The organism is Chitinophaga arvensicola (assembly GCF_900110835.1).
In the GTDB taxonomy this organism is placed as follows: Bacteria; Bacteroidota; Bacteroidia; order Chitinophagales; family Chitinophagaceae; genus Chitinophaga; species Chitinophaga arvensicola.
Genome location: NZ_FOJG01000002.1, coordinates 3,713,673 through 3,727,943 on the forward strand (window position 1 = coordinate 3,713,673; position 14,271 = coordinate 3,727,943).

The window sequence follows — 14,271 nt, forward strand, 5'->3', positions numbered from 1 at the left end:
AATGACAGATGAAAAACAGATACACGCATATATCAATCCTGCTGGCATTTGTAATGTTAGCCACTTCCTGCGGCAAAAATTTTTTAGATGAAGAACCTTCTACTTCCGTATCCGTTGAGAAGGCCATTTTAACCGATGGCGACATGATGGAAGCACTGGCAGGTTTATACCGGAACCTGGATGGCTACTATCTGTTCGGCCGCAATGCTGTTGTATTCGGGGATCTGCTGGCAGATAATATCTACATCAGCAGCACCAATTCCAGCAGACTGCTGGCCCAGAACAACTACACTTTCACAGCCTCCAGTTCTGAGGCGAAGCTATTGTGGTCACAAAGCTATTATAGTATTCTGCAGGCGAACCGGATTATAGGCTCCAGCCTCACAGGAGGAAATAACGTGAACCAGCTGCGGGGTGAGGCCTATACGATCCGGGCATTATGCTACCTGAACCTGGTCAATTACTTTGCTACCCCTTACACCGTAAAACCCGATGCAGACGGCGTTCCACTCGTTACCATTTCCACGGATAAAGGCGGCGCATTTATCACACCAGCCAGAAACAGTGTGGCACAGGTGTATGACCAGATCATCAAAGACCTGGACAGTGCCTATCAGCTAATGCCGGACGTAACTCCTGCTATTCATACTACCAGCTCCAACTTTATTGCCCGGTATGCCGCCAAGGCACTGCAGGCCAGGGCCTATTTATACAAAGGTGATTATGCCAATGCCCGTGACGCCGCCCTGCTGGTAGTACAGAAAGGAGGTTATGCCCTGGCGGGAGATGCTGCCAGCTTCAGTTCCTACTGGGCATCAGGCGTAGCGCGGACCGATAAACTGGAAACTATCTTCGAAATCAACAACTCCGCCACCGCGAATAATGGTGTGGAAGGACTGGACTATCTCTATTCCAGCAGCGGCCTGGGCGACCTGCTGGCTACAGATGATACTTATGCGCTTTATACCGCCACGGATAAACGAAAAGGGCTGCTGATCAATGGCACCCGCAACGGCTACCAGGTATATATCATCAACAAATACCAGAATGCAGCTAAAACCGATAAAGATGAAATAAAGCTGCTGAGATATGCAGAAGTGTTACTCACTTTATCAGAAGCTTACGCCAGGCTGGGCCAGGAACCAAGCGCCCTGCAATACCTGAACCAGGTAGCGCAAAACCGGGATGGTAGTCTTGCTGCGTATACCTATTCCGGACCGGCACTCATCAACGCAATCATTACAGAAAGAAGGAAGGAACTGGCTTTTGAAGGTTTAAGGTTCTTCGATCTTACCAGAACCAACGTCGATTTTACGCGTCAGAATATGGGGGTAAAAGCATATTCCTTTTATGTTGATGTAAAGGCCACCGACTTCAGGAGGCTACAACCGATCCCTGAAGCGGAAACAGGAGCCAATCCTAATATCTCTCAAAATAAGGGTTACTAAGTACAACATAAAAAACGCCGTAAGCAATACTTACGGCGTTTTTTTATTCCCCTTTCAGACTCCTGACGGGATTCATCAAAATAGCCCTGATACTCTGATAACTGATCGTGAGCATTGCCACCCCGATGATCAGCAAAACAGCCACCGCGAACATCCACCATTCCATATGAATTTTATAGGCGAAGGTTTGCAACCAGGTGTGCATGAGCCACCAGGTAAAGGGAGAAGCAATCAGAAATGCGATCAGAATGAGGAATACAAATTCTTTTGTCAATAGCGTAAACAGCGATACCATACCTGCTCCCAGTACCTTCCGGATGCCTATTTCCTTCTTGCGCTGTTCTGCTGTGAACATGGCAAGTCCCAGTAAACCAAGACAGGAAATAAATATAGCCAGGAAGGAAAAACAGGTAGATAATTTATTCACCACCGCCTCGCTGTTATATAAGTTCCGGTAGGCATCGTCAGAAAAAGAATACGTAAATGGAAATTTAGGATTGAGTGTTTTGCAGATCTCTCCGAGGCTGGCCAGCGCCTGTTTTGTTTGTCCGGATACTGTACGGACAAGGATATGACCATAATCATTCTGTTCACCGTTATGTAATATCAGCGGTACGATCGCATCATGCAGTGATGAAAAGTGAAAGTCCTTCAATACCCCTACAATCCTACCTTTTCTGCCCCATAAAGTAAGCGGTTTGCCGATAGGATCTTTGTAACCGATTACTTTCAGGGCTGCTTCATTGATCAGATAACCCGCAGAATCTGATGCAAAATCCAGGGAGAAATCGCGCCCTGCAACCAATTTCAGATGTAAGGTCTTTACAAAATCATACCCGATAGCAGTTTGCGTAAACAGCGGATTATTATCCGGTGTTTTACCTTCCCATTCAACACCCCATGTTCTGCTACCTACCGCAGTAGGAGGTTCTCCAATCCTGGAAATGCCTTTAATACCCGGGGCATTAAGCGCTGATTGTTTAAACACCTCATATTTTGAGGCTAGGTTTCCCTCCACCGGTACATAAATGAGGTTTTCACGGTCATATCCCAGATTGGTCTGCTGGATATATTTCACCTGCCGCGACACGATGATAGTGGAGGTAATGAACAGGATCGATAATACAAACTGGAAAACTACCAATCCCTTTCTCAACCTGATATCATTGCTCCCGGATTTCAGCGCGCCTTTCAGCACCTTTACCGGTTTTAAGGAAGATAGAAAAATGGCGGGATAGCTTCCCGCTGCGAGTCCTGTGGCGAGCGTAAGTCCTGCCAGGCTAATCCAGAAATAAATATTGAAGAGAGGGAAAACAAGTTGCTTGTTGCTTAGCTGGTTAAAAAGCGGCAGCAGGGCATATACAAGTACCAATGCCAGACACACAGACAATACTGTCATCAATATGGCTTCACTGAGGAATTGCCGCATGAGCACTGCCCGGGCAGCTCCTGCTACTTTGCGGATACCAATTTCCTTTGCTCGTTTTGCAGAACGAGCGGTAGTAAGATTCATAAAATTAATACAGGCGATCAATACGATAAAAATTGCCACGATGCTAAACAACCGGATGTACGCGATGCGCCCGCCGGAGATATAACCATCTTTGAAATCACCATTCAGATAACTTTCTCCAAAGGGCTGCAGGCCTAATTCCACCTTGTGATGATCGGTATTATATTTCGCAAGGAAGTTTTTAATCTTCGCTTCTACCTGCGCGGGGTTGGCATCCTTTCGCAGAAGAACGAGTGTATTTGGTCCTACATTCCCCCATTCTTTTGCCCAGCTGTTGTCTTCAAGAAAACTGGTCCAATCGATGAGACAATCAAATTTAGCAGAAACGTTGTCCGGCAGGTCTTTGAATACACCGGTGATGGTAAAGTCTTTTCGGTTATCGCAACGAAGCGTTTTTCCGATGGCTGCATCTGCGCTCCCGAAGAACGCGGCAGCCATTTTATTGGAAATACAAAGGCTACCGGGCGCGCTTAAGGCAGTAGCTGCTGTTCCTTTTAATAAAGGATAGCTCATCATCTGAAAATAATCGGCATCCGCGTAGCAGGCATCAAACTTTATTATTTTATTTCCTTCTTCAAACGTAAGCCGGTCGGGAGTATCATCTATCCACGCAAAATTACTGGCCTTCACTATTTCGGGAATGGCGCGCTTCATTTCACCGGCCAGCATACCGGGTGTTTTATACCCACCAATGGTCTTATCTGTCAGGATTTGTCGTTCGTATACCAGGTAAAGCTGACTTCCCTGCTGATGAAAATTGTCTATGCTACGTTCATCCGCTACCCATAAAAATATCAGGAGGCTACAGACCAGGCCTATTGTGAGTCCTAAGATATTGATAACGGAGAAAGCTTTGTTCCGGATAAGATTTCTCCAGGCTATTTTAAAATAGTTTCCAAACATAAGGATTGAGATCTTTGGCTGCGTATTGAGCAGAAAAGAACATACCAGTTCATAATTTACTTATAAACAATAAGCTATATAAATAAAAATAAACGTTTTGTTCGCTTTCAGTACAATTCCTGTCCAGATGCGAACGAGGGAAATTATTTCTTTATACCCAGTTGCAGCGGGCTTTTTTCCTTCAGTTCTTCATCATCTGTTGCAACAATGGTAATATTTGGCGAGGTCTTACAGGTAGCGGGGATCATAAGATCCGGGATCTGGATAATATTTCGGGTGCGGGTAACCGCCACATAAAGCAGGTTTACTTCTTCATTCAGTTTCTGCGTATTTACTTTTTCACCGTGCTCCTTAATGTTTTTCTTCAACCGTTCTTCTGTTATAAAATCATCTACCAGTATGATATGATCGTATTCCATTCCCTTGCAGCGGTGAACGGTAGAAAAAATAACCTGGGCTTTGTCTTTCTCTTCGTTCGCAACATGTTTGCTTTTTATCTTACGGATAATACCTGGTATATCATTTCCGTGTTCCTTTACAATTTCCAGCATGGTGGCTAACTGAATGTCTTCTGTATGTTCAATATACTCTTCCAGATCTGCTATATCTGTCATTTGTTTCACCAGGCTATCTCTGATCAGATGATGTTTTTTATTGAAGAGATTTAATACATCATATAAAGAAGTGCCGTCGTCTGCATAAGCATATGAATTAAGATTTCCTTCAAAATAAACATGCTTGATATCGTCCCTATCTATAATATATTCTATGGCACGTAACAGCAGTCCCAGATTCGTTCTGGCAATCACTGCGATGGTTTTTACTTTTTCTTCCTTCCCCTTTCCTGTAATAGCAATGGGTTCATAGGCAGTAAAATGTGTTTTATATTTCAGTACTTCTTCTGCCAATGCAGCAATATCCTGTCCGAAACGGAAGCTGGTAGAAAGATGAAATTGCCGGAAGTCTGTTTTCTCTAAAGAATTGACGGCATAGCGCCATCCATAAATCTGCTGATGGGTATCTCCTACAATTACTTTGGTGGCTCGCTGCCGGAGAAAAACATCCAGCATAGCCGCAGAAGCATCCTGTCCTTCATCAAACAGAATATAATCGTAGGGCAAACGGGGATGTTCCAACTGAAATTTCTTCAGATAGAAATCGTGCGTAACTGGAATTACACCGTCCTCCATTTTTTGTATAAAATCTGCCGCCTGGTTTTGAATATATTCATAACAGGTTTTAACAAAAGCCCTTGCCTTGGAATCTGTCACCACGTCCAGGTAATCCAGGGAGTAGATATTTGGTTCATTGCTGTTACAGAAATAGGAAATAAATTTATTGATATGATTGGCAATAATATACTTTCCATGTTTTTCCCCTCGTCCCGCAATTTCAAGTAAATCGGCGATTTCATGTGTTTTGTATCCATGAGGATTTACCGTGTATCCATCTCTGAATATAATTTTCTTGTAGGCCAGGGAATGAGCAGTTTCTACCTTTACATTCGACAAACCGCAAGCTTTAAATTTCCTGGCAGCATCCAGTTTAACGGATTTATTAAATGCCAGGTAAAGTATCCTGCTATGAGCGGGACGTGTTTTCGCGTATTCTATGATGGTGGTTGTTTTCCCGGAACCTGCTACAGCATTGATTTTTATATCTCCGGAAGATGTTATAATGTTAAGTTGCTCCTGAGTTAGTTCCATGACAGGCGAGAATTTTGAGGGTTAAACCTCACACAGCATCCTATCTGTATGATCCTATAAATTAATCATTTCACAGGAATTATACAAACAGGGTGGTTTACTTCTTCCATTTCTGTGCAATACTGACGGCGGTAGCAATCATATCAGGCTCCCATTCCTCCACCTGCCAGGCAGAATGTGCCAGAGATGACTGACTTAGCCGATAAATGGCTTCGTGATGAGAATGAGCGGATTCCAGTATCCGGGAAAGTTCGAGCTGTTGTGCGTTTAAGGTCTCATCTTCTATAACAGCGCCGTTGATGATGGGAGATAACGGTAAAAAGGTTTGAAGGGAAACGGCTTTATGGATTTTATTATTAGCTTGTACAATCTTCTCCATTCTTCCGAAATCGGTATAAAACAAATGCTTGCTGTTGGCAGTGTACAGGGCGTTACCAAGTTGTTCCAGCACTACGTATTTCAGATGCGGACAGCGCGCTATGGTATGCTCCAGGAGTGCGAATACTTCTTCAGGAACAGCATCGTCGTGGGTATCTCTTCTTATTTTTTTCACCGGGTTATCGGGAGCTGGTTGCCAGCTACCACCGGAGATATGTATTTCGCGGACCTTATGCAACGGATACAGTGCCAGGATTTCTTCAAAAGGGATATTGAAATTATGGATCTGGCAATAAAGATTATGCAGATCCAGGATGATGAAACCATTGACAGGTTCCAGCAATTGCTCCAGAAAGGCGCCGTGTTTTTTCACTTCTTCCAGGGAATAGGAAAATGCGAGGTTCTCCAGTCCTACCGGGCATTCACAGGCTTCAAAGATCCGTTTCAGCCTGTCTTGTCCTATACGCAGGGTAGTCGGTGTATAGGGAATATTCAGCGGGGCTCCATGATGGAAATCCTTTCCGGTCATGAAACCAAAATGTTCGGTCACATGATCGAACCTGAACGTACTATTGATCTTCTTGAGTCGTTTGAGCCAGTCGGCCTGCTCCTGCCGCCATTTTCCGGAAAAAAGGGAGAAGAATACACCATGTCCTGTCAATCTTTTTTCATGGCTGTAAGCAGTCAATAATTCCAGGAACCAGGATGGGATGTCCTTCACATTAAACAAGGCGTCAAAAGACCATTCGATGGCTTCCAGTCTTGATTCTTCCATTAAGGGAAGACATGCTGCCAGTATATTTGAATCCAGGTTACAGGCGGCTGCTGATAAAATTTCCGGCACCTCTTTGGAATTAAATGTTAGTCATGATACTCAACCCATTCCGCAAGCGGGACAGCCATCTTCACCTGGCTTCTTCACTTCCTTTTTCTCTTTGGGCTTTACTGATTTATCCTTGTTACAGGAAGTGGTGGTTTGAACGGTGATACCGATCAGGATGGCGCCGAGTAATGATTTTGGCAATTTCATATTGATAATGTTTTAGGGAATAAAAATTCTACAGCACGCTTTCAAATCAGGTTACTTGTTAAACGTAGGGAAGAGACAAAAGTTACAGCGAAAATATTGTTAACCTGGATGGCTGGTAGCGGCTATCTGCTTTTATGCGGACTGCTTGAGGCAGGTCAGCAACAAATAGGCAGATAAGCAATGCGCATAATTATCTTGTCAGGTAATATTCATTCCTTTTTTCGGGTAAAAAATACTGATGATTTATTTTTACTAAAATTTTATTCCGATGCCGGCATATACTATTACAACATTAACGAATGGTCCTGCTGTAGTGGCGGCTCTGGCCGAATTACTGGTAAGTACCGTGGCACATGGCGGCTCCGTTAGTTTTATGCATCCGTTGGCGCCGGAGGAGGCGGCAGCCTTCTGGGCAACATCACTGGCTGCTGCAGATCGTGGGGAACGTGTGGTATTAGGAGCTTTTGATGACGCGCAACTGATTGGAACGGTTACGTTGTTGCTGAACTGTCCGCCGAATCAGCCACACCGCGCGGAGGTTGCCAAGATGATGACACATGTGAATTATCGTGGTCAGGGGATAGCGAGATCATTACTGGAAAGGGCGGAGGGAATGGCGAAAGAAAAGGGTAAAACCTTACTGACATTGGATACGGCTTCTGAAGAAGGTGCCTCAGGGCTGTATGAAAAATCCGGGTATCAACGGGCCGGAGAAATTCCCTATTATGCGTTTAAACCGCATGGGGGATTGAGCGGCACAATTCTTTACTGGAAACTGATTGGTGACTGAGCGTACTATTTCCGGTATTTTTTTTCGTTCGAAAAGGCAGTCACCTGGCGCAGGATTTCGTCTTCAATAGCGGTGGCATACTTACCTTCTCTTTTTTTAGAGTACCCATTCTCATAAAAACCGCAGTAAAACGGCGAAGTAATAAAAGGAATATATTCATTGTCTATCATTAACAACATGAATAAGGTAAGCATGTCCATATCGGTGCCGGGATCATACGTTTTAAGCAGAAAAGGAATCATTTCTACCCCATTCATGGCCAGTATGGCATGTTTATAACTCATAGCTACCTTCTTCTTACTCTCTCTGGTTACTTTTTGCAAGGCGATCTCCTCTTCTATGGCAGCTTTTATGAAAGTCATTACCATTATCTTTTCATCGCGGAAGAAACGGAGCTGACGTCCACTCCATTTAAAATCCTTTGCAAATGGTGGTAAATACCGGTTTATCGTCCTCTCATACCCTGGTTGTCTTATCAGGGTACAAATCTGATTATAGCTTTCAGGATGGTTGATGTTATAAACAAATTTTTGTTGACATGTAAATGCGTTATACGCGGAATCGCTGAGGGGACGAGGAGGATAATACCATTGGGTTTCAGCGGTGGTATCATTTACGGTTTGCGCATACAGCGGGAGTGATATGCTGAATATCAAAGGCAAGATGAAATATTTCACTACATACATAGGTCAGGGATTGCATTCCGAAAATACATTTAATTTTCCGCAAACCTAACGAAGGAGTCCGGCTCAGGGGTATTTCCCGGCAATCCTCTACAGGCCTTCCGTTTCAGCCACGACTATTGTACAACTGCATCAAACGGAAGGACATAGTTTGTCCATTACCTTTTTGGAGGCGATGGGTAATAAGGAGCCAGATGATAAGTTTGTTATGAGGGGTTACCTGGATTACAGGTGGGCAGGTGTAAAATAACCACGTAAAATTTTCACAGCAGTACCAATCTGGTTCTTCACTGTCTGGATACTGGTATTCATTTCTTCCGCTATTTCTTTATGGCTTTTTTGCTCATAATGTCTTAACCGGAAGGCGGTAGAAGATTTTGGTGGTACTTTCTTTTTTAGTGCCTTACTCACCAATGTATAAATTTCTTTGCTTTCCATGGGGTCCGCCGGTTCAAAAGATTCATCGGGGATTACGCAGGAGAACTTTCTTTCGCGGGTAATTTTATTGAGACAACGATTGCGGATACTGGCGTAGAGATAGCCTTTCATTACCGAGGAGCTTTCCCTGTTTTGATAATTGAGATCAATTTTCAGAAACAGTTTCTTTTGCCAGAAATCCAGGAAAAATTCCTGCATCAGATCCTGTGCTTTATCTTCATCCTTTAGCATATCAACTGCCAGGAGCATCAGGAAACGGTTATATTTATTGTACACTTCTGTAAATGCCTGGGCACTACCATCTTTGAGCATGTCCAGCAGGACGGCATCTTGGTTGTTATGTTGCATTCTCATTCCTTTTTTGAGAGACTGGTTTAGGAAATATTCTTTTTAGTTGTATGGTGTTTAGGAAATCAGATTCCCCGGTGGTTTAACACTTTGGCTGAAAGTGGTTTTTATTTTGCATCCCCTTAAATTCTTAACTTAAAAGTAACGCTATAAAACATTGCAAGTGGTTAATACGTTGTTAAGCACGACTATTTAAACATTGGTAAGATTCAATGCCATGGCCGATTAAGAGGATTAACAAATCCACCAATACGAAACCAATCGGTTACACTTAAAAGAAGCTTCAGGAGGATTATAAAAGGCCGGGAACGGGCCTCATATTAAAGAATAAAACCCTATAAAAAAGAAGAGATAAGAGAGGAAAAGATGGTTGTCTGAAAGTCAGTACCGTGTGTATATTGAACGAGCGATCCATATGGATCGCTCGTTCAATATACACACGGTTTCTTAGTGGATTTAGCGTACACGCGTATACGCTTCAACAATTTCGTGATTGACATTGAGGCTGTCAATTTTTTCGATGCCACGTTGAATAAGTGTATCTCCCTGCTGTGTCAGCGTAAAGGTAAAGTGCTTGTCTTCCCAGCCACGATAGGTGCAGTACTGCAGATGCTCTTCATACTTATCCCCCGTTAACACATAGGTACCCGCGCCGGAGCCGTAGGTAGCGGTGGCACTGTCTGCCCCCTTTGACAGATCATGCTTAAAAAAAGCAAAATGGCTGCCGTTAAATATCTTGATCATCTCCTGGCCTTTTACCGGGTAGGTTTCTGTAGTATCTCCGTTTTTAATCAATTTACTGTAAGCCAGTTTCCAGGTGCCGTTGAGCGGAGCTTCTGCAACAGCTTCCGTAGTTTTCTTTTCCCCGCAGGCAGCAAGTCCGAGTACAGTAATACCAATGGCAAAGCGCAATCGTAGGTTCATAATATGTATGTATTTTGAGTGAATATTTTTATGGATAAGGGCACGTTCGGGATAACACCATTCCATCAGGCCGGGAACACAAGATTAAAAAAAAGACGCTGATATTAAAATATCCGGCAAAATAAAGGGGAACCATCTCTGAAGATGTGGTTCCCCTTTCCTTCCCCTGCAAAAGGATGTTATCTTATTACCTGCAGTTGCTGGCTGCCTGCTGGCTTGTGTAACAACAGGTTATACATCTTGTATTTATTGTCCGTAATCCCGGTAATCGCCGATTCTCCCCTGAGTGCATCGTCTGTACGGATCAGCCCCACCACGCGGCCATCACCAAAAAAGCGCAGCTCATAATGTTCAAGGGGCAGCATCTCCAGGTGATATGCTTTGATCTGGTCAAACCGGTTCCAGGTATCCTGTGCATCCTGGGGTTTATTCTGAAAATAGGCCTGTTCTGTTTCCAGTTCCCGGTTATAAATCTGCTCCGCAATGGCACTCATGTTGCCATCTGCCATCTGCTGACGATACTGGCGATAAAAAGCCAGTACCTCTTTTGTCAGTTGCGCCTTGTCCTCTTTCCGCAGATCCTGGCTCTGGCTCCAGCCTTTCAATTCATAGGGCACAACTGCCTCAAAGGTGCCTTTAAACTCCAGGTATGGTACGTTATCCGTTGTTATCTCCGGCATTTTATAGCGGAACAGAGGCTTATACTGCTTCGGGGTTTCCTTTTCTTCATCACCGCTCACCACCTTCACTTCCAGGCCACAATGCTGTGGTTTCAGAAATGCTTCCATTTTATCATCGTCATCTACTTTTGGGAATACGCGGATCGTGATATGCTGTAGCCCACTTTTGAGGATATTGGGGGATACCGGCCATATGGCGCCGCCCTGATTCCCACTACCATAGTCCGTATACGCAGGCATATCATTGATGAGTATTTCGTAAGTGCAGTTGTAGCTATTGAAATCCAAATAAAACCTTGGATTATAATCATACTTCTTTACCAGTTTATAACTGTTAAGATATTTTTCCCTGATACCCTGATTCATGCTTTCTTTTTTTGCATTTGTTCCCTGCCCGCAACTGTGCAGGCTGATCATTAAAATGAATGTGATGATGACTGCTGATTTACTCATCCGTCTGCTTCTTTTTTGGTGAGGTACATTTTTGCTAATGAGATCTTTTTTTCATCGATCCCGATTTCAAAGGATGCTTTTGGATTGACGTCCACCATCTTATTGTATTCTGCGGGCTTTGCCGGCTCGCCTTCCTTCTTTTTCACTTCTTTGGTCTTCTCCCCTACATTCACCTTTGCTTCAACATACCCTTCAATTTTTATGCCTTCAAAAATCAGATCGAGTCCTACATACAGCCCGTTATTATCAGAGCCAATAGTAGCCTGCAATCCCAGCCCTGAGCTACCTTCCAGTCCTATTCCCAGCGCCACTACCACTTTTACTTTAAACGCAGTGGCTGTTTTACTCAGATATAACTTGCACTCCAGCTTCACTGATACCACGGCGCCCCCCTTGATCAGCTCTTCTTTCTTCGCAGAAGAACCGGCCGTTCTGGTAAACACATTGCCGCCTACGGTATTGTGCTTAAAGGTGGCTTCCAGGTCTATTTTACCGGATATCGTCACACTTACATCTACTTTACTGTCGTCATCTGCACAGATATACAAAAGCGCATCTACGGCCTTTAAAATAGCATAGGCGATCGGGTGCCGGCGACAAAGCAATTCCAGGAAATCCCATTTCAGGTCGATCCCCACCAGTGGCTTTGCGTTCAGCTTTACCAGCACAGTTCTGCCGGCGCCCCATAAACGGCTGTCGCCTTCTGCTGGTGGCATGGTTTCATAATACCACGATGCTGCCAGGCCTAATTTGGGGAATTGCAGTTCGTATTCAAATGGCTTACGCTGCATGCGTTGAATGAGACCCTGGATATTTTTGTCGGAGCTATCGGCGTTCTTCTTTATAAATTCATCCGGGTCTTTGCCATCGTCGCCGCCTGTATCGGCTTTGGTAGTATGATCGCCGTGGATGATTTTACGGAACTCCTGTACCAGGTGCCAGGCGCCTTTTATCAGGTGATAATACTTCGCGATCATATCCTCGATGGGATCCACGCTTTCCGTATCATTGTTCCATTCTACCTTGATGGAAAAGTCGAACTCTTTCAGTAGTTCCAGCAATTCTGCGAACTTACCTTTTGTTTTTACCGGAGCGGCAGGAGCATCTTTATCTTTTGGCAGCGCAAACATCTCCCCCAGCTCCATTCCAAGTTGTTCATTATGATGATCCAGTACCGGCGTAGGCTTGCTAAAACGTCCTTCTGCGGCCTTTCCCACTTTCTCCACTCCTTCCAGCCGGTTCATGGTAAACCGTTGCAGCGCATTTTTAATCCCCTTACCGTTATTCGCTTCCGCGAACTTCGTTTTTAAGGCATCAAAGTCGGCTTTCTCCATATTGAAGGCCAGGGCCGCCGTCCATTTAATATCAGGATACACGGCAAAATCAATCACGTGTTTCCAGCGGCAACTTTGTATGGTTACGGGAAAATGATCTGCCTGCGCTTCGGGAATCCAGAGATAGCCCAGAATCCTTTTGAACAGCGGATGGTTGTTTTCATCAAAGAAATTGTACTTGTATTGCGCATCAAACTCCAGCTCTTCATCAGATACTTTTATCACCCCTGAAAAAGCGGCGTTGGTATCTCTTTTAAACTTGTAGTTATTGGCTTTTATTTCAAACTTCCCTTTGGCGGCGCTTTCTTTTTCCGCCTCCCGTTTGATGCCGGCTTTTGGGTTTTCGGTTTGATAATCTTTCGCACCGAAGCTGCTGATATCAATCACATGCCCCTTGTGCTTTGGTGTAGCGGTGCATTCATCGTCATGGCTAACAAGGCTGAGTACACTGAGTTTAATTGTCTTCTTCGCGGTTTCACTACCGGCCACAATATTAAAGGTCCGGTTGCCATCAGACCGGTTGTCCAGTACATTTTCATCGAAAATAGTCTGGGTGCCATCTTTGTCTTCTACCGTGATCATCCCGTATTTACAGGGTTGAAACCGTTGGGTATTCGTAGGAATATCACCTGCCAGCACTGGTTTATTCCCTCCATACATCAACGGAGATTCCTTTACCTGAGGATCTTCTTTTATTTTCAGAAATGATTTATCAAACTCCTTACTGATTTTACCATCCCTGGTTTTTACCACGGGATATATTTCCAGTTTCGAGTCGCTATCCGACTTCCAGAGGTCATCGAGAAATACATCCACAATTACCTTCTGCACAAAATTCTGATACGTGATGGTGCCTGCGGCCACCTTCATGTCCTTCGCCTTGGTATCTTTATCTTTCACCACGAAATCGGTTACCTGTAAAGCATCGCCCCGGGTCGTTTCATCTTTCAGGATAGCGGTTATCTTCACCTGCCGGGTAAAATGCTTTATCGCATCATCGGGCTTGGTTTTTCCCTTTTCAATCTCGGCTTTCCCTGCTGTGCGCTCCCATGGCGGCAGGTTGTCGTCCGACATAATCATGTTATGGCCCATGAGAAAAATCTTTATTTCCTGGCCATACATCGCACGGGTATAAATATGCAGTTGTACACTTTCCCGGAATTTCTTTTCTCCCTTAGTGATAATTTTACCATCGTTATTGGGCGCAAACTCTCTCCATTCGGCTGATAGTACGGCTGGTTTTCCACGGGCAGCAACAAAATAACCATGTGCAGCCGAGTTAGTAGGCTCCGCTCCTTCCACTAATGGCTCCAGCCAGCCCAATCCGCCGCCTTCCACTATTTTGGGAAAGTTGGGGAACACCAGCGGACCTTTCAAGGCATCATTGACATCCGTTTTTTTAAACGTAAGGGTGCGCAGCATCGACCAGATCCAGCGATAAGGCGTTTGATCGCCCTGCGGAAGTTTCATGGGGATGGTCAGCTTGGCGGGCGCAGGTGCTTTTTCCACCATGGTATGTATATGCTTCATTTCCGCCCGCACGGTGCCTGCTTCTTTCAACACGGCGGTGGCGCTTTTTACATCTACCGTTCCTTTTGCCGCTGGTATCGTTACCACCAGTTTTTTATTATCAGACATGGTTC

General features: G+C 44.5%; 11 protein-coding genes. 2 read left to right on the top strand and 9 right to left on the bottom strand.

Annotated elements, in window-relative coordinates:
• Positions 1–8: 8 nt before the first annotated feature.
• Positions 9–1,448, top strand: a complete 1,440-nt coding sequence (locus tag BMW79_RS32095; protein WP_089903323.1) for a RagB/SusD family nutrient uptake outer membrane protein — start codon at positions 9–11, stop codon at positions 1,446–1,448.
• A 43-nt stretch (positions 1,449–1,491) separates the two neighbouring features.
• Here the strand turns inward: BMW79_RS32095 and BMW79_RS32100 are convergent, their stop codons facing one another.
• The 4 genes from BMW79_RS32100 to BMW79_RS34040 all read right to left on the bottom strand — a co-directional run bounded on the left by BMW79_RS32100 (position 1,492) and on the right by BMW79_RS34040 (position 6,978).
• Positions 1,492–3,864, bottom strand: a complete 2,373-nt coding sequence (locus BMW79_RS32100; protein WP_089903327.1) for an ABC transporter permease — start codon at positions 3,862–3,864, stop codon at positions 1,492–1,494.
• A 143-nt stretch (positions 3,865–4,007) separates the two neighbouring features.
• Positions 4,008–5,570: a UvrD-helicase domain-containing protein gene (locus BMW79_RS32105; RefSeq protein ID WP_089903330.1), complete on the bottom strand. Its 1,563-nt coding sequence runs from the start codon at positions 5,568–5,570 to the stop codon at positions 4,008–4,010.
• A 97-nt stretch (positions 5,571–5,667) separates the two neighbouring features.
• Entirely contained in the window at positions 5,668–6,792 is a 1,125-nt protein-coding gene (locus tag BMW79_RS32110; RefSeq protein WP_245752765.1) for a multinuclear nonheme iron-dependent oxidase, read from the bottom strand.
• A gap of 30 nt (positions 6,793–6,822) precedes the next feature.
• Positions 6,823–6,978, bottom strand: coding sequence for a chryseobasin-related MNIO class RiPP peptide (locus BMW79_RS34040; RefSeq protein ID WP_177192421.1), 156 nt, complete (start codon positions 6,976–6,978; stop codon positions 6,823–6,825).
• 268 nt (positions 6,979–7,246) lie between these two features.
• Between BMW79_RS34040 and BMW79_RS32115 the strand changes: the two genes are divergently transcribed.
• On the top strand, positions 7,247–7,768 hold the full coding sequence (locus tag BMW79_RS32115; protein ID WP_089903335.1) for a GNAT family N-acetyltransferase: 522 nt from the start codon (positions 7,247–7,249) through the stop codon (positions 7,766–7,768).
• Between the two features lie 5 nt (positions 7,769–7,773).
• Here BMW79_RS32115 and BMW79_RS33785 read toward each other — a convergent pair whose 3' ends face one another.
• From BMW79_RS33785 to BMW79_RS32140, 5 genes are all read right to left on the bottom strand, one after another.
• The gene (locus BMW79_RS33785) at positions 7,774–8,130 is read right to left on the bottom strand and encodes a hypothetical protein (RefSeq protein WP_143059316.1); all 357 of its coding nucleotides are present in this window, start codon (positions 8,128–8,130) and stop codon (positions 7,774–7,776) included.
• Positions 8,131–8,676: 546 nt separating this feature from the next.
• Positions 8,677–9,237, bottom strand: a complete 561-nt coding sequence (locus BMW79_RS32125) for an RNA polymerase sigma factor (protein ID WP_177192422.1) — start codon at positions 9,235–9,237, stop codon at positions 8,677–8,679.
• 456 nt (positions 9,238–9,693) lie between these two features.
• Complete coding sequence (locus tag BMW79_RS32130) at positions 9,694–10,161, bottom strand: hypothetical protein (RefSeq protein WP_089903344.1); 468 nt, start codon at positions 10,159–10,161, stop codon at positions 9,694–9,696.
• 179 nt (positions 10,162–10,340) lie between these two features.
• The gene (locus BMW79_RS32135; protein ID WP_089903348.1) at positions 10,341–11,294 is read right to left on the bottom strand and encodes a hypothetical protein; all 954 of its coding nucleotides are present in this window, start codon (positions 11,292–11,294) and stop codon (positions 10,341–10,343) included.
• Positions 11,291–14,266 carry a hypothetical protein gene (locus tag BMW79_RS32140; protein WP_089903351.1) on the bottom strand — a complete coding sequence of 992 codons (2,976 nt, stop codon included), beginning with the start codon at positions 14,264–14,266 and terminating at the stop codon, positions 11,291–11,293. The genes BMW79_RS32135 and BMW79_RS32140 overlap by 4 nt, the downstream gene beginning before the upstream one ends.
• Positions 14,267–14,271: the final 5 nt, after the last annotated feature.